Raw genomic sequence first — 16185 nt, 5'->3', positions numbered from 1 at the left:
TGTCGACCTCCTGAGGGAAATAATGCCCTCCATCAGTGGAGGGCGAGGAAGGATGGTTCCATTAAGTATATACCCAAAGTCATTGGAATTACCGGTAGGCAGCCAGCGAGCGCACCCCGATGAGCTGACCCATGTCAGTGATTCGGGTAAGTGAACGCCGCTAACAACCCGGTGGTTTCAAGGACGAAGGGTATGGTTAGATAAGTGCACTCTGATACTTGTGCAGCATATCAGCCAGCCGTTTTACTGGGCGGGTAACAGAATCAGGCGATTGATAATCCACTAATTTCTGCTGATATTGGTCTAATTCTTGTAATAACCGAGCAAAATAATAGCGCCGTTTTTGCGAATTTTTGGCATTAATAACGCGATCCGCGGTATAGCGGATTTGCTTATGAAAAGCACTCAATTCGGCATTAACCGGGACTTCCGTTTTATTGAGCCGCTGATGAGCAATTATCAGAGTCAAAGCCAGCCGATATTTGTCGAGATCACCGGGGAACATCATCAAAAGCTGATTCAATTGCTGATATAGCGCCGGTAAATGGTTTTCATTGCGGCGCGCTTTATTGGTGGTCAGGGCAGATACTGCGCTGTAAACAAAGCGGTTTAATAAGGTTCTGCCGGTTCTGTCCTTGGCATTATCGCGGATCAGCAACAACACAATCAGGGAAACGAAACAGCCGACAATTTGGCCTAATGCGCTGTCGAGAAACAAACTGACATTAAATTGCATCGGATTACTCAGCACGATAATGTTGATGGTGCTGGCTAGCGTCCCCAATGAACCCAAGCGCCGCTTTTGCACTTCGATCCCAATAATAAATGCCAGCAGCCCTAGGCTGATGCATAACAGCAACATACTTTGCTGAGTCGCGGGAATGATAAACATAAAGTAAAGCGCCCCGATGGGCAGCGCCATAATCACCCCCAGCAGAAAATCGAGCGCCACCATGCGCGGATTAGGAGTTCGCATCGCCAGCGAAGTGACCACTGCAATCATCACCATACAGCCCGCCCCCGATGTCCAGCCCGTCCATAGCCAGAATAACCCACCAATCGCCGTCGCGACACCGGTACGCAAACCGTTAATCATTGCATGGTGCCCCTCGGCGGAGACATGTTTCACCGGCACAACACCGGCCAAAATATCCTCCTCTACCCGGCTAATGCTGCTGTTGGTATGAATCCCTTTTGACAATAATAAATAGCGGGTTGCCGCACCGACCCAACTGCTAATGGTATGTGGGATTGCGTCACTGTGGCTGGCACCCATAAATTGGCGCAGTTTTTTCATTTTTTGATGAATTTCAGCCGACGTTTGCGCCGGTTCGCTTAACATAGTTTTCAGTTCAGCGGTCAAGATATCGGGGTGATTGGCGAGCACTAGATAGGTTTCACACGCCTGAGTGATTAACGTTAATGATTCAGTATGCAATACCTGTAAACGGCAATCACAGCGCTGCCAACGGGAAGATTCCATCATCAGATAGCTGCGCATCCCATTGAGTGCCGTAGTATTTTTGACTAAATCACTCCAGGCGCGGTCGATATCCGTTTTTTCTGCCGGGCGAATACACAGTTGCAACAGCCGATATTGATCGACTAAAACTTTATCGACCAGCCGATCAATATCTTGCTTAATTGATCGCGGGGAAAACAGTAGATCCGCCATCACGGCGCAGACGATCCCCAACACAATCTCGCTACAGCGTTCAACCGCAAATTGCGGTGTTAATAAAGGACTCTCGCCGGTCGTCACAATGATGATAAGCGCGGTATAACCTGCTAAACCAAAGGCATAGGAGTTTTCAACGCGAACCAATGATGAAATCCAGGTGCATACCCCAGCCCACAGACAGCAAAGCATTAAAGTCAATACTGGCGCTCTGATGGTCAGAACAATAATAATCAAGCCACCAATACAGCCAATGAATGTCCCGATAATACGCAGCCAGCCACGATGGCGAATTGCACCGGAAAAAGGTTCGCCACCGGCCGCAAAAGCTGGGCCAGCGGCGACAATCGCCGCAGTCAATACTGACCAGCGCGGTGTTTCCAATTGCAGATGAAAACCGAGGAACAGCGCCGCCAAAATGGCAAAACTGAGCTTGAAAGCAAAGCGTAGGCGGATAAAAGCCGGGCTGCTCATCTTAGCCAAACTCGCGCAGGCGATGCATCAATTTCACTATCGGCGATGATTGATTAGGGTCGCGATCATTCGTTCCCGTGATGACCACAGTCGCGGTGGTCCCCGCCGGGTAAGGATGCTGCTGAACGTCACTATCCAGGCGGATCTTCACTGGCACGCGCTGCGCCAGCCGTACCCATTCGAGATTATTATCAATGGTCGCCAGCCCTTTGCTATCCGCACTGCTGCTACTGTTGGTCACCCCCGCAGAGATACTGTCGACGGTGCCGTGCAGAATGCGGTTGCTGCCGAGCGGCGTGATTTCTGCCCGATACCCCGGTTTAACCCCTTCCAATTTGGTCTCTTCCAAATAAGCCAAGATATAGAAAGTGTCTTTCTTCACTAATGCAACGGCGGTGGCTCCGCGATTAATAAATTCTCCGGCATGGACATTCAGGTTGGTTACCCAGCCTTCAGCGGGCGCACGCACTGTAGTTCGCTCCAGATCAAGCTGCGCTAAATCACGCACCGCAATAGCTTTCGCCAATTGATGACGGACGGTTTGTAGCACATTGCTGGATTGATCAATTTCTTCTTGTGACAGCGCCTGAACCCCTAAACGTTGGCGTCTGCCGGATTCCCGTTGTTTCTCAGCAGCCAGTGTTTGGTAATAAGCAACATCGGCCTCGGCTTCAGCCAGCGCTTGCTGATAGCGCGGCTGATCAATGACAAACAGGATTTGGCCTTTCTGCACCAATTGGTTGTCTTTTACCGGCACATCAGTAATTAAGCCACTGACATCTGGCGCAATCGCGACCACATCTGCGGTAAATTTTGCATCACGAGTCCACGGCGATTCGGTATAAAAAGCCCATACCTTAAAAACAGCGATAACAGCCAGTAAAACCACCAATAAGGTGATGCCGATGCGGATTATTTTTAATGCAAAAGTACTCACGGCGACCTCAGGAAGAAAGATGAGAAATTAAGTAAAAAAGGCAGCAATACAACGCGGTATTAAACAGTGCCGGATGCCAGACAAACTCATAAATACCAGTGGGTTGTAGTAATCTGCGCACCACAAAAAAAAGTGCCAGGGAAAGAAGCAGTTCAAGAAATATCGGCGGGAAAGACAGACCGAAAATCACCATCACCGGAAGCAAACTCATTCTTTAAATCCTTTTTGTTATTGGGTACCGGTGCCTCCACCTGAGTGAATAATCAGGCCGGTAACGAAACTCATCCAATCATTACAACCACAGCTAAAAGCAAGAACCATAAACCCATTCTATGAATTAAACTTAAATAACGAGTATAACTGTTGTTTGAATAAGACTCGGGCTACGTGGTTTTCAACCTTGAGGCGGTTCTCCCGACAGCAGTATATTAGCCTGCTTATTATCAGCTTATCTACAATGTGTGATCTAAATCACTTTTAAGCCAGAGTTAACAATCACTGTGAAAAAATCTATCTGGAGGGACTATGGAAAGATTAAAACGGATGTCAGTATTTGCCAAAGTGGTTGAGTGCGGATCTTTTACCGGTGCTGCACGGCAGTTGGAAATGAGTGTTTCTTCAATCAGCCAGACCGTATCAAAACTGGAAACAGAGCTAAATGTTAAGCTGCTTAACCGCAGCACCCGTCGTATTGGCCTGACAGAAGCAGGGCGGATTTATTATCAGGGCTGCCGACGCATGTTGCAGGAAGTACAAGAAGTTCATGAGCAACTGTATGCTTTTAACAACACGCCGACCGGCACACTGCGCATCGGTTGTTCATCAACAATGGCACAAAATGTGCTGGCAACCATGACAGCTGAGATGCTGAAAGAGTACCCCGGCCTGTCAGTTAATCTGGTCACCGGTATTCCGGCTCCGGACTTGATTGCCGATGGTTTGGATGTAGTGATCCGCGTGGGTGCCTTACAGGATTCTGGGCTATTTTCCCGCCGCCTCGGTTCGATGCCGATGGTCGTATGTGCCGCCAAAAGCTATTTGTTGCAGCATGGCACCCCTGAAAAACCCAGTGACATGACCAACTTCTCTTGGCTGGAATACAGTGTGCGGCCAGACAGTAATTTTGAATTGATTGCACCAGAAGGTATTACCACGCAAATATCGCCACAGGGGCGCTTTGTCACCAATGACTCACAGACCATGATTCGCTGGTTAAAGGCGGGTGCCGGAATCGCCTATGCACCCCTCATGTGGGTAATAGAAGAAATCAAGCGTGGTGAAGTTGAAGTTCTGTTTAAAAAATACCATTCAGATCCCCGGCCGGTATATGCGTTATATACCGAGAAAGATAAAATGCCCCTCAAAGTTCAAGTCTGCATTGATTATTTAACCGAGTATTTTAAGCGTGTCGCTGAGATATATCACAGTTATCGCTAGATAATTAGCTGGTATATATCTATAAATAACGCGATTTAGCGAGGAAACTCTCAATTTAATTGAGAATAATCCGATCTACTCAAGTTGACTGAGTTCGCCCAAGCGCTTCCAATATCTGAATATAGACTAAAAACTCTATATAGCGTTGTATACATAGCACATTTAAAACTATTTACCCGAGTGACTGGGGAATAAAATCAATGGATAAAAGAAGTTTAAATCAATAAATGTCTATTTTACATACGACATCACGAGCACTATATTAAAACGATCGCTCCGGCGGTCATAATATGTCAGCCACTAATACTTTCCCCAACAATATGGGAAAGTATTAGTGATAAATAAAAACTCTACGCCGTGCCACCCACGGTTAAATTATCCAGTTTCAGAGTCGGTTGACCGACCCCCACTGGTAGGCTTTGCCCCTCTTTGCCACACACTCCGACGCCTTTATCCAGCGCCAGATCGTTACCGACCATGGAAATCTGCTGCATAGCTTCAATGCCGGAGCCAATCAAGGTTGCACCTTTCACCGCGTGGGTGATTTTGCCTTTCTCAATTAAGTAAGCTTCGGAAGTTGAGAACACAAACTTGCCGGAGGTGATATCCACCTGACCACCACCAAAGTTAGGCGCATACAGGCCATATTCCACACTGGAGATGATCTCTTCCGGTGTCGATTTGCCCGCCAGCATATAAGTATTGGTCATGCGCGGCATCGGCAAATGGGCATAGGATTCACGGCGGCCATTACCGGTCGGCGCAACGCCCATCAGACGGGCATTCAGTTTATCCTGCATGTAACCTTTCAGAATACCGTTTTCAATCAGTACGTTGTACTGGCCCGGCACCCCTTCATCGTCGATGGCCAGTGAGCCACGGCGACCTTGCATCGTGCCATCGTCCACCACGGTACAGAGTTCTGAAGCCACCAATTTACCCATTTGGCCGCTGAATACGGAGCTGCCACGGCGGTTAAAATCGCCTTCCAACCCGTGACCAACCGCCTCATGCAGCAGCACGCCCGGCCAGCCTGCGCCTAATACTACCGGCATAGCACCGGCCGGAGCGGCAACGGCGGACAAATTAACCAATGCCATTCTGACCGCTTCATTAGCAAAATTATCAGCCCGCACTTCGCCATCGACGGTTTCCAGGAAGTAGTCATAGCCGAAACGGCCACCGCCACCGCTGGCACCGCGTTCGCGTTTGCCATTATCTTCCACCAATACACTGACCGACAGCCGCACCAGTGGGCGCACATCCGCCGCTAATGTGCCGTCGGTGGCAGCCACCAGAATTTGTTCATACACACCGGTCAGACTGGCGCTCACTTCTTGCACGCGTTTATCTGCAGCACGCGCCACTTTATCGACGCGATGTAGCAAGGCGATTTTGTCTTCCCGTGACAAGCTTTGTAGCGGGTCGAGCAGCGGATAAAGTGCTTGATGGCGAATCTCGCCTAAGGTATGCACTTTGCCGTTGCCGGTATCGCGCACGATACTGCGCGCCGCATGGGCACTTTGCTGTAAAGCATTCAGGGTGATTTGATCGGCATAGGCAAAACCGGTTTTTTCACCGCTGACCGCTCGCACGCCGACACCCTGATCAATATTGTAAGAGCCATCTTTGATGATGCTGTCTTCCAACACCCAGGCCTCGTGGTAGCTGGACTGGAAATACAGGTCAGCATAATCGAGGCGGCGTTCAGCCAACTGCCCCAATACTGAGAACAAGTCCTGATGGTTCAGCTTGTTAGCAGCGAGTAACTGCTCACTGACAAACGAGAGGCTCATAGTTTTCACTCTTTATTTAGATGATTGTTTTGAATCAGATAATGGCGGCACCAGCGACGACACAAAGCGATTGTGCTGCAATACCGGCATCTGATTACGAATAGTTTTCAAACCTGTGGTGTCGATTTTGACTTTTAAAGCAGCAACCGCATCTGGATTCTGCCCAATGATTTTACCCCAAGCATCGACCGCCATGGTGTGGCCCCAGGTACGGCGGGTCGCGCCATGACGCCCTACCTGTGCTGCGGCCAGTATTACACACTGGTTTTCAATCGCCCGTGCGCGCAATAAAATTTCCCAATGCGCTTCACCGGTAACTTTGGTAAAGGCCGCCGGGACTGAAATAATCTCAGCGCCCTGTGCCCGTAAAGCTTGGAACAAGCCGGGGAAACGCAAATCATAGCAAACCGTCATACCCAAGCGGCCCACCGGCGTATCCACCACCGTCAGTTGTTGGCCCGGTTGATAGGTATCTGACTCACGATAACGGCCATGAATATCTTTTATATCCACATCAAACATATGTATTTTGTCATAGCGCGCTTTCAGCTCGCCTTGGTCGTCAAACAGCAAGCTGCTGGTGGTGATAAGATCCGGTGACTCGCGGCTTATCATCGGCATGGATCCCACTTGGATCCAGACACCATATTTGCGGGCCATCTCGCGTACTTCTTGCTGTAATGGCCCGTCATTATGTTGTTCGGCGTGGTGACGATAGGAAGCTGCATTGGCAAATAGCAATGCATTTTCTGGCGTCATAACCAGTTGAATGCCTGAGTTTAACTGTTTGATCTGCTGCTCAATTTGAGCCAGATTGTCACGGGTATTTTCACCGCTGCATAGCTGTAATAATGCAACATTGGCATTTTTCATGGCGCCTTACTCTCCTTTAGTTGGCGTAATACTTCATGGATGGTCGGTTGATCCAAACTGCCAGTAATCTGGTAGCGAATCAGCGAAACCTTGCTCCATAAAGGCCCTAAAATCTTCGAGGCCGCAAATACTGCTGCCCCGACCACTGGGTTAATTGCAAAAGCAGTTGCAACACCGACAGTGGCAGAAATCTCTGGCGTAATAACCGCTTCCATGGCTATCTGGCGTTTCGCCAAATCGACATTACCGCTCATGGCAATATCAGCCGCTAGCCCATCAACGACTAAATCATTGGTATGCATCACGCCATTTTTGATATTGGCGGTGGCGCGAATAGAATCAAACGCGAAGTCACGACTAAACGTATCACTAAAATCGAGCTGGAGCTTACGCAATAGTGCGTCAAAACTGACCAGCCGCAATAGTTGGCCCGCCCGCCCGCCACCGAGATCAGTCAGTAACCCTCTACCCAATTTACCCCTTAATGTACCATTGAGGGTATTTATCTGTGGTTGCCACGGAACACCATGCCAATTGACATCAGCATTGATATCAAACGAAGCATCTTTCATGGGTGTCGTCAGGCCAAAGAATGAGATGGTTTCATCGATTTTTGGCCCGGTCAGTGCCACATTGAGCTCGGTTTTATCACTGTCACCCTCTTGTTGCCATTGCCCGGTAATTTTCGCCCGCCCATTACCCGCCTCAATAAGGCCATTGGTCAGCGCCAGAATATTGCCTTTTGGGGTCAAATCCGCATTAACCCGCCCAATATTCTGCCCCAGGACCCAACAGGATTTACAACGCAATTGTAGGGCTGGCCAGCCATGGAACGAAATTTTACTGGGGCCTTGTGGCTCCTGCAATGCCGCTTGCGCCAGTGGGGATTTGTCTGCACTGGCCGCCCATTGCGGGTTGTAATAAAGATAATCAAAGTTGGCATTCCATGGCCCAAACTCAGCCATCAGCAAACTTCCATCCACTTCCTGACCTTTCGCCGTGACTTTGGTTCCCGCGGGCAGCGGCTCGACCATTAAGGCCAAATCATGCCAAGCTTGCCCACCGATCAACAGCTGCGGGGTCTGTAATATCAGCCGCTTAGGGAGAATGATATTGGATTCACCGCCTTTTAGGGTCGGTTGAGCAGATGAAGCAAAAGGCGCACTGACTGCCGCAAATTCAGACCCGAGCAAGGCCAGCCAGCCCTCACCATCAAGGCCAGGTAACTTGAGCACTAAACCTTTATCCTCCGGCAATGGCGGTATTTTTTTGCTATCTGTTTTCAAAATAGCGGCGGTCTGCCAGATTGCGCGAGCTAGCTCTACCTGCTGCTTTTCTATCAGCCATTGGCTATTAAAAACATTATTACCGCCCGCACTGCCAGACAAGGTAAAACTCTCCAGCCCACCAACCGCCTGTATTTGTAGTGGCAAAGATTGACCACTTGATTTATCTAGCGGTGACGGTAAGTGACTGCTCACTTTCTTGAGGTCAGCGGTGACATCAATCTTATAATCTGGTTTACCCTGTTTGGGTAATTGCACCGCAACTTTACCTTGCCAGTTGGCGCTGCCACTCAGCAATTTCGCTACATCGGCGGGTATACCTGGTAATTTAGCCGGTAACCAATCGCCGTGTAGCCCAACATTGACCAAAAAGTTTTTAGGCTGCTCTTTGGTAGTAAAATCAACAGTTAGTGGTTGCCCAAACCAGTTGGCTGATAAAATATCACTCTCAAGATTGCCATCATTGAAGCGGAATTTACCGCTGATATTCTCCAATTGGCTTTGCAGCGGCTTCACCAACAGGCTGTTATTTTTCAGTGTCACTTCACCGCTAGCATGTGTAATTCGGTTTTCTTCCAAGGGGATATCGAGATGTAAGCGCCCACTTACATTGCCCCCCACCTGCAATTCTTGCAGTGTTTCCGCCACTGAATCCTTCAAGGGCGTATCAATAAAGTAGTCATGGACGGCGTGCCCAGCACCTGCAACTTCAGCATCGACATACAGTTTTTCTTTCAGATAATCTGGAATTATTGCGCTGATATTACTGCCGGTAACCTTGCCCAGCATGGCGTGAGGCGCGTTCATCCACAGACCTTCATTGAGGAAATTGAGGTCAATAGCCAAATTGTCTAACGCCGGCCAATCGGGTTGGAACTGGAAAGTGGCGTTACGCAGCGGGACATAAACCTGGAACTGGCCTTCTTTATGTTTATAAGGGAAATCATGAGGATTACCGTTATAAATCAGTGTGGCATTATCCACTTGCCCACCCTGTAACGCCTCAGTCAGATAATCGGCCAGTTTCTCGCCCATTAACGTCACCGGGAAGTAGCGCCAAGCATCAGTAGCATCATACAGGCGGATACCACTCAGAATCTTGAGCCACGGCTGGCCAGTATTTGGCTGCATATAGTGGAAACTGCCATTGCCCCACAGTGATTTAGCCCGGACATCCAGCTTATCACTCCACAATTCCCAGCCTTTATCATCAACTTGCCAGTTCACTGCACCGCTAGCTTGACTCACCTCCAGTGGGGCGCGGAACATATTACCATAAGGTAATAGGCTGTTTTTTAAGTTGATATCCAGCCGCCCTTGCTCGGCAGAGCCACTGAGCGCACCGGCAAAATTATTCACCCCCGGCAACAGATCCCAATGCTGCCAACTGATATCGTGCCACTTGGCCTGAAAACGGGTCTTTGGCAGTTGGTTGATGGGAATATCCAATGCCAGCACATCGACGATCCCTTGGGGCTGTAAATCTGCTAAATGATTCATTAACTCAGGAGTAAAAAGTGACAAAGTGGGCAATATCGGCCCCACTCGCTCTAGCTGAATATTAGTGGCACGAATTCGTAACTCTTGAGATTGGTCTGGCCCAATAAACTGAGTATTTTCCGGCAACCACAGCGCAGATAGGTGCCCTTTTGGCCAAGGTTGGCCGTCAGTTTTGAGGCTCAATTCCGGCGCATCAATTTGCCAGCCATTACCATGGCGGCGGCCTTCCAGCACAAAATTATCCACCGCGAGTTGATGGGATTCGCCCCCCACTGTCCAATTGGCCTGCCCCTGATTGAGCAGCACATTGCCACTGTAGATTTCGCCACTTTTGATACTCAACCAGGCCGCCAGACTGAACTCGGCACTGTCTAACCCCGTATTATTATGCAGCCAACGGCTAATCCAAGGTTTCAAATCAATATTATCGGCCTGCATATAAACAGTGCCGTTGCTCAAAATCCCCTGATTATCATGCAGATCCATCCGCACCATCAGCACACCGTGCTGACCATTGATAGTCGACAGACTAATTTGCCCCTCAGCGCGATGCCGGCTTGGAGAGTTAAGCCAAGTCAGTTGTGGGATTTCTAATTCGGCGCGGGGGCCTGATGGGGTTAGGAATGAAATACGGCTGTTGCGCAGATCAAAATGATCTAGCTGGCGTAAGAAGATATCAGTGAGGGTGCTGGCTTCAAAGCTGCTGCCATTGTTTTGTTGCCGATCCAACGTGGTGTTGAGATCCAACTGCAACTGATAGAAAGTCATATCGCGGAATTGCCAGCGCCAATGCAGCAATGATTGCCATACATCAAGCGCCAGGGTCACCCGCTGCACCTGCCAATTGGCTTGCGGTAATTGAGCGCGAATATTACGCAATTCCAATGTCGGGCCAAAAGTTTCCCACGTCCCTTGCATGAACCCCACCTCCAGTGGAATTCCGCTAATAGACTGAACCTTGGTCACGATTTGCGCGCGATAGTCGTTGATAAGAGGCAGCATCATGCGTAGCCCACTGACCAACAGCGCCACCACCACAATTATTGTGGCGCCTGTCACAAACATTATCCGGGGCAGTCGCCTCACACTTCTCTCCTTGCCATCCGCTGCATGTGTGCAGCGGCTCCCGATAGAACCTATATATACAAAGGCCGGGAGGTGCTTACATCATCACCACATCAAATTGTTCTTGATTATACAGTGGCTCAATCTGGACTTTCACTTGCTTACCGACGAAGATTTCCACTTCAGCCAGCGCATGAGACTCTTCGCCTTTCAGCGCTTCGCCCACTGCCGGAGAAGCATAAACCAGGAAGCGGTCAGAATCATAAGCATGGTGAACACGGACAATCTCGCGCAAGATTTCATAGCACACGGTTTCCACTGATTTGACCGTGCCACGGCCACGGCAGGTCGGGCACTCATTGCACAGCACATGCTCGATGCTCTCCCGCGTGCGCTTGCGGGTCATTTCTACTAAGCCTAGCTGAGAGAAACCGTTAATACTGGTTTTTACCCGATCTTTACTCAGCGCTTGTTCCAGTGAATGCAAAACGCGCCGACGGTGTTCTTCATTACTCATGTCAATGAAATCAATAATGATAATCCCGCCCAGATTTCGCATCCGCAACTGGCGGGCGATAGCTTGAGTGGCCTCAATATTGGTATTGAAGATAGTTTCGTCAAGATTACGATGGCCGACAAATGCACCGGTGTTGATATCCACGGTGGTCATGGCTTCTGTCTGGTCAATAATCAGGTAACCGCCTGATTTTAATTCAACTTTGCGTTCTAAAGAGCGCTGTATTTCATTTTCGACATCAAAGAGATCAAAAATGGGTTGTTTACCCGCATACAGCTCCAGTTTCTCAGTCATTTCTGGAATATATTCACTGGTAAACTCCACCAGCAAATCATAAGTTAATTTGGAGTCGACACGGATTTTATCCAACGCAGCCCCGGCAAAGTCACGGAGCACCCGCTGCGCCAGTGCCATTTCACCATATAGCTTATATTTGGTGATATTGCGTTTTTTACGTTCCTGAACTTTCGTCCATAAGCGCTTAAGGAAGGCGGCATCAGCGGCCAGCTCTTCTTCACCAATCCCCTCCGCGGCGGTACGGATAATAAAACCGCCTTGCTCATCACAATACTCTGCCACGGTTTTTTTCAGGCGTTCGCGTTCAGCTTCACTTTCAATACGCTGGGAAACACCGACATGAGCAGCCCCTGGCATTAAGACCAGATAGCGGGAAGGTAGAGTGATATCGGTGGTCAAACGTGCGCCTTTGGTGCCCAGCGGGTCTTTCACCACCTGCACCATTAAATCCTGCCCCTGACGAACCAGTTCAGCGATATCGCGCACATTGAAATTTTTCTGCTCATCCCCAGCCACGCATTCGGTGTGGGGCATGATATCGGAAGCATGAAGAAAAGCGGCTTTATCCAGCCCGATATCGACAAAAGCCGCCTGCATGCCCGGTAACACCCGGCTAACACGGCCTTTGTAGATATTGCCGACGATGCCTCTTTTCGCTTCGCGCTCAATGTGAATTTCTTGCAGGATGCCACCATCAATGTAGGCAACCCGCGTTTCAGACGGTGTGATATTGACCAGTAATTCAGCTGTCATGACTTCCTCTCACATTACGCAGCGCAATGAAATGACTTAGTAATTCATGGGTTTCAACTAACGGCAGACCCACCACAGCATGGTAACTGCCGCTAATGGTTCTGACGAAACAACCACCTTTCCCCTGAATACCGTAAGCGCCCGCTTTGTCCATGGGTTCACCGGTAGCAATATAGTCACTGATTTCCAACTGAGATAACACGCGGAATGTCACATCTGTCACCACCATGGTAGATAACACCTCTTGTTTATCCGCCAGTGACACCGCTGTGATCACTTGATGTTGCTGCCCGGACAGCGCACTGAGTATTTCCTGCGCATGGGCTTTATCCCGTGGTTTTTCTAATACTTGCCCATTTAACACCACAATGGTATCGGCTCCAAGTACTGGCAGATCCTGTGGAGCGACCATCACCCCTGCTCGTGCTTTGTCCTGTGCCAAACGCTGGACATATTCTTGCGCACTTTCCTCTGGTCTCCGCAGCTCTTCAACTTCTGTTTTCAGCACCTCAAAAGGGACATCAAGCAGGGTTAATAATTCACGGCGGCGTGGAGAACCAGAAGCGAGATACAGGGCGGTCATGAGTCTTAAATCCTTATTGCACCGTAAATCGACGGCGAATTTTACGCATTAACAAAAATAGCCACGGCCATAGAATACCGTTGACCACACTACTCCAGAAGACTTCGGGGCGGAATGAGACATTACTGACTAAAAACTCAGACCAAAACACCACGACATCCATTGTCAGTGACAGCAACATCACAATGAGCGCCTGTTGCCACAGCGCCATATTGCGAAATAGCTGAAACTTAAACGCGACCAAATAAGCAATAATACTGAGCGCCAGCGCCCGCACCCCGAGAGTGGACCCCATAATAAGGTCCATAATCAGCCCGAGAATGAAACCCGTTCCCACATTCACCCGGTGCGGTAAGGCCATCACCCAATAAATTAAGACTAATGCTAGCCACGAAGGCCGGAACATATAAATTTGTTCAGGCCACGGCATAATTTGCAACACCATGGCAATCAGGAAAGATAACCAGATAACCCAACGGCCATTGCTGCTGTAGCGGTTCATGGTGATACTCCCGGAGCAGTCACTGCTGTTGGTGCCGTGTTTGCGGATGGTGCCGGAGGGCCCATCTCATCAGCGGCAGGTAATACTTGCGACATCATGGGAGCCAAACGTTCATTTGCGACCCGGCGAACTTCAGCGGGGGGGAGTGGAATATCGCCATTGCGATCGGCGCCCCACAATAACAGCAGATAACGTAAACGTTGCAAATCGGCGGTCGGACGCGCCTGAATCACTGTATAAGCGCGTTGGTTATCCACTTTGACCGAAGAAACCACGGCGACCGGATAACCCTCGGGGAAGCGCCCGCCCAAACCGGAGGTCACTAATACATCACCAACACGAATATCTGTATTGCTAGGTAAGTGCTCTAATAATAAGTCATCGGTGCAACCGCTACCGGCGGCAATCACCCGAATATCATTTCGCAAGACCTGGATAGGAAGCGCGTGGGAGGTATCACAAATCAATAAGACGCGGCTGGTTAATTTACTGACCGCAACAACCTGGCCCACGACACCCCGGTCACTGATAACTGGCTGGCCTTCATACACGCCATTGTTAGAGCCTTTATCGATAACTACTTGGTCACTATAAGGGTCTGTCCCGCTGGACATCACCTGAGTCACCATTTTTTGTTCATCCTGACGCAGCGGAGAACCGAGTAATTCACGTAACCGGTTGTTTTCCTGCTTAAACTGTCCAAGCAACTGTAGGTCAGTATTTTTCAGCAATAGCTCTTGGCGTAACGCACGGTTTTCCAGCTCTAACTGCTTATGGGTAGCCAGAGTTTCAGAAACGTTGTCGAGAACTTTACGTGGCCCATTGGCCAGAAAATAGAAAGGGCTAACGGCGGTGTCCATGTAGGTACGGATTTTAACAAATGTACCCAATCGGCTATCCGCAATAACCAAAACAATGGCTGCAAGAACGGCAAAAAACAACCGCAGTTGCAGGGATGGACCCCGGCTAAAAATCGGCTTCATAAATTATGCGTATTCCTTGGCGGCATGAAAGAAGAAGCGCCAAATCTGAATCATCCCTTCTCGTACTTGACGTTACAGCACTCTGCACGGCTTTCACTCACACGAATAACTGACCTGTGTCAGCGCATCCGAATTCGTTCCTTTGCCTGGCTGCAACGCCAATGACTTTACCTTGGGTATAGATTTATCCGACCGGCCCTTCTCCCTTTGGCTAACTATTCTTCGCTGAACAAATCGCCGCCATGCATGTCGATCATTTCCAACGCTTTACCACCACCTCGAGCGACGCAGGTCAATGGATCTTCTGCCACCACCACTGGGATGCCGGTCTCTTCCATCAGTAGGCGATCCAGGTTACGCAGCAATGCGCCACCACCGGTCAACACCATACCGCGCTCAGAGATATCAGATGCCAATTCTGGTGGACACTGTTCCAGCGCCACCATAACTGCACTAACAATACCGGTCAGCGGCTCTTGCAGCGCTTCAAGGATCTCATTGGAATTTAGCGTAAAGCCACGTGGTACACCTTCTGCAAGGTTACGGCCACGGACTTCAATTTCCAGAACTTCATCACCCGGATAAGCAGAACCGATGCTGTGCTTGATACGTTCAGCTGTCGCTTCACCAATCAGTGAACCGTAGTTACGGCGCACATAATTAATGATGGCTTCATCAAAGCGGTCACCACCGATACGCACGGAAGAAGAGTAAACCACACCGTTCAGAGAGATAACGGCCACTTCTGTGGTACCGCCACCAATATCCACAACCATTGAACCGGTCGCTTCAGAAACCGGTAAACCTGCGCCAATTGCCGCAGCCATAGGCTCTTCAATCAGAAACACTTCTCGGGCGCCTGCGCCCTGAGCTGATTCACGGATCGCACGGCGCTCAACCTGAGTTGCCCCGACCGGTACGCACACCAATACACGCGGACTCGGGCGCATAAAGCTGTTGCTGTGAACTTGCTTAATAAAGTGTTGCAGCATTTTTTCAGTGACAAAGAAATCGGCAATAACGCCGTCTTTCATCGGGCGAATAGCTGCGATATTGCCGGGGGTACGCCCAAGCATCTGTTTGGCATCATGGCCTACAGCCGCAACGCTCTTCGGTGAACCGGCACGATCCTGACGAATAGCAACCACTGAAGGTTCATTCAGTACAATGCCTTGTCCTTTTACATATATAAGGGTATTGGCGGTACCCAAGTCGATGGACAAGTCGTTGGAAAACATGCCACGAAATTTCTTAAACATAACGAAAGGATAATCCTGCAAGCTGGGGGCGGAAAATAAAATCCGCCTACTTTACCAACCACACGAAGCAGCGACAAGGCGCAAAAACGTCCTGATTCGGTGAAAAAGTAGCTGCGTTATTGACATCTCGTTTCATTCAGCCCCCATGTTGCTTGAAAAGGTTGAATAAACCCTCGACACAACACAGATTCTGCGCAACGACCGGCGTAACACAGCACATAAAATCTAACATTTAACCTGATTCT

12 protein-coding genes are annotated in these 16185 nt (G+C 49.4%); 1 reads left to right on the top strand and 11 read right to left on the bottom strand.

Annotated features, from left to right (window positions below; translation table 11 throughout):
* Nucleotides 1-196: 196 nt before the first annotated feature.
* The 3 genes from aaeB to aaeX are packed head-to-tail and all read right to left on the bottom strand — an operon-like array spanning nucleotide 197 to nucleotide 3300.
* A complete protein-coding gene (gene aaeB, locus OVO64_RS15660; RefSeq protein WP_267248885.1) occupies nucleotides 197-2152 on the bottom strand; it encodes a p-hydroxybenzoic acid efflux pump subunit AaeB in 1956 nt (651 codons plus the stop codon).
* Nucleotide 2153: 1 nt separating this feature from the next.
* Entirely contained in the window at nucleotides 2154-3089 is a 936-nt protein-coding gene (gene aaeA, locus OVO64_RS15655) for a p-hydroxybenzoic acid efflux pump subunit AaeA (protein WP_038638659.1), read from the bottom strand.
* 7 nt (nucleotides 3090-3096) lie between these two features.
* A complete protein-coding gene (aaeX, locus tag OVO64_RS15650) occupies nucleotides 3097-3300 on the bottom strand; it encodes a p-hydroxybenzoic acid efflux pump operon protein AaeX (protein WP_038638656.1) in 204 nt (67 codons plus the stop codon).
* A 314-nt stretch (nucleotides 3301-3614) separates the two neighbouring features.
* Between aaeX and aaeR the strand changes: the two genes are divergently transcribed.
* The gene (aaeR, locus tag OVO64_RS15645; protein WP_038638653.1) at nucleotides 3615-4526 is read left to right on the top strand and encodes an HTH-type transcriptional activator AaeR; all 912 of its coding nucleotides are present in this window, start codon (nucleotides 3615-3617) and stop codon (nucleotides 4524-4526) included.
* A 350-nt stretch (nucleotides 4527-4876) separates the two neighbouring features.
* On the opposite strand, the gene tldD is transcribed toward aaeR, so the two are convergent.
* The 8 genes from tldD to mreB all read right to left on the bottom strand — a co-directional run bounded on the left by tldD (nucleotide 4877) and on the right by mreB (nucleotide 15940).
* The gene (gene tldD, locus OVO64_RS15640; RefSeq protein ID WP_038638650.1) at nucleotides 4877-6322 is read right to left on the bottom strand and encodes a metalloprotease TldD; all 1446 of its coding nucleotides are present in this window, start codon (nucleotides 6320-6322) and stop codon (nucleotides 4877-4879) included.
* Between the two features lie 12 nt (nucleotides 6323-6334).
* Nucleotides 6335-7195 (bottom strand): deaminated glutathione amidase, encoded by an 861-nt coding sequence (gene nit1, locus OVO64_RS15635; protein WP_032820765.1) that lies wholly within the window; start codon nucleotides 7193-7195, stop codon nucleotides 6335-6337.
* Entirely contained in the window at nucleotides 7192-11067 is a 3876-nt protein-coding gene (gene yhdP, locus OVO64_RS15630) for an AsmA2 domain-containing protein YhdP (RefSeq protein ID WP_267248884.1), read from the bottom strand. Before yhdP ends, nit1 begins: the two co-directional genes overlap by 4 nt.
* 76 nt (nucleotides 11068-11143) lie before the next feature.
* The gene (gene rng / locus OVO64_RS15625; RefSeq protein WP_038638642.1) at nucleotides 11144-12613 is read right to left on the bottom strand and encodes a ribonuclease G; all 1470 of its coding nucleotides are present in this window, start codon (nucleotides 12611-12613) and stop codon (nucleotides 11144-11146) included.
* Nucleotides 12603-13196 (bottom strand): Maf family protein, encoded by a 594-nt coding sequence (locus tag OVO64_RS15620; protein ID WP_038638639.1) that lies wholly within the window; start codon nucleotides 13194-13196, stop codon nucleotides 12603-12605. The genes rng and OVO64_RS15620 overlap by 11 nt, the downstream gene beginning before the upstream one ends.
* A 13-nt stretch (nucleotides 13197-13209) precedes the next feature.
* Nucleotides 13210-13698 (bottom strand): rod shape-determining protein MreD, encoded by a 489-nt coding sequence (mreD, locus tag OVO64_RS15615; RefSeq protein WP_038638637.1) that lies wholly within the window; start codon nucleotides 13696-13698, stop codon nucleotides 13210-13212.
* Nucleotides 13695-14681: a rod shape-determining protein MreC gene (gene mreC / locus OVO64_RS15610; protein ID WP_038638634.1), complete on the bottom strand. Its 987-nt coding sequence runs from the start codon at nucleotides 14679-14681 to the stop codon at nucleotides 13695-13697. The genes mreD and mreC overlap by 4 nt, the downstream gene beginning before the upstream one ends.
* A gap of 215 nt (nucleotides 14682-14896) precedes the next feature.
* Nucleotides 14897-15940 carry a rod shape-determining protein MreB gene (gene mreB / locus OVO64_RS15605; protein ID WP_002228205.1) on the bottom strand — a complete coding sequence of 348 codons (1044 nt, stop codon included), beginning with the start codon at nucleotides 15938-15940 and terminating at the stop codon, nucleotides 14897-14899.
* Nucleotides 15941-16185 lie beyond the last annotated feature (245 nt).

Origin of the sequence: Yersinia sp. Marseille-Q5920 (assembly GCF_946902935.1) — a bacterium.
In the GTDB taxonomy this organism is placed as follows: Bacteria; Pseudomonadota; Gammaproteobacteria; order Enterobacterales; family Enterobacteriaceae; genus Yersinia; species Yersinia rochesterensis.
The sequence above is the reverse complement of the archived record's forward strand: the minus strand, read 5'-3'. Positions and strand labels throughout refer to the sequence as shown.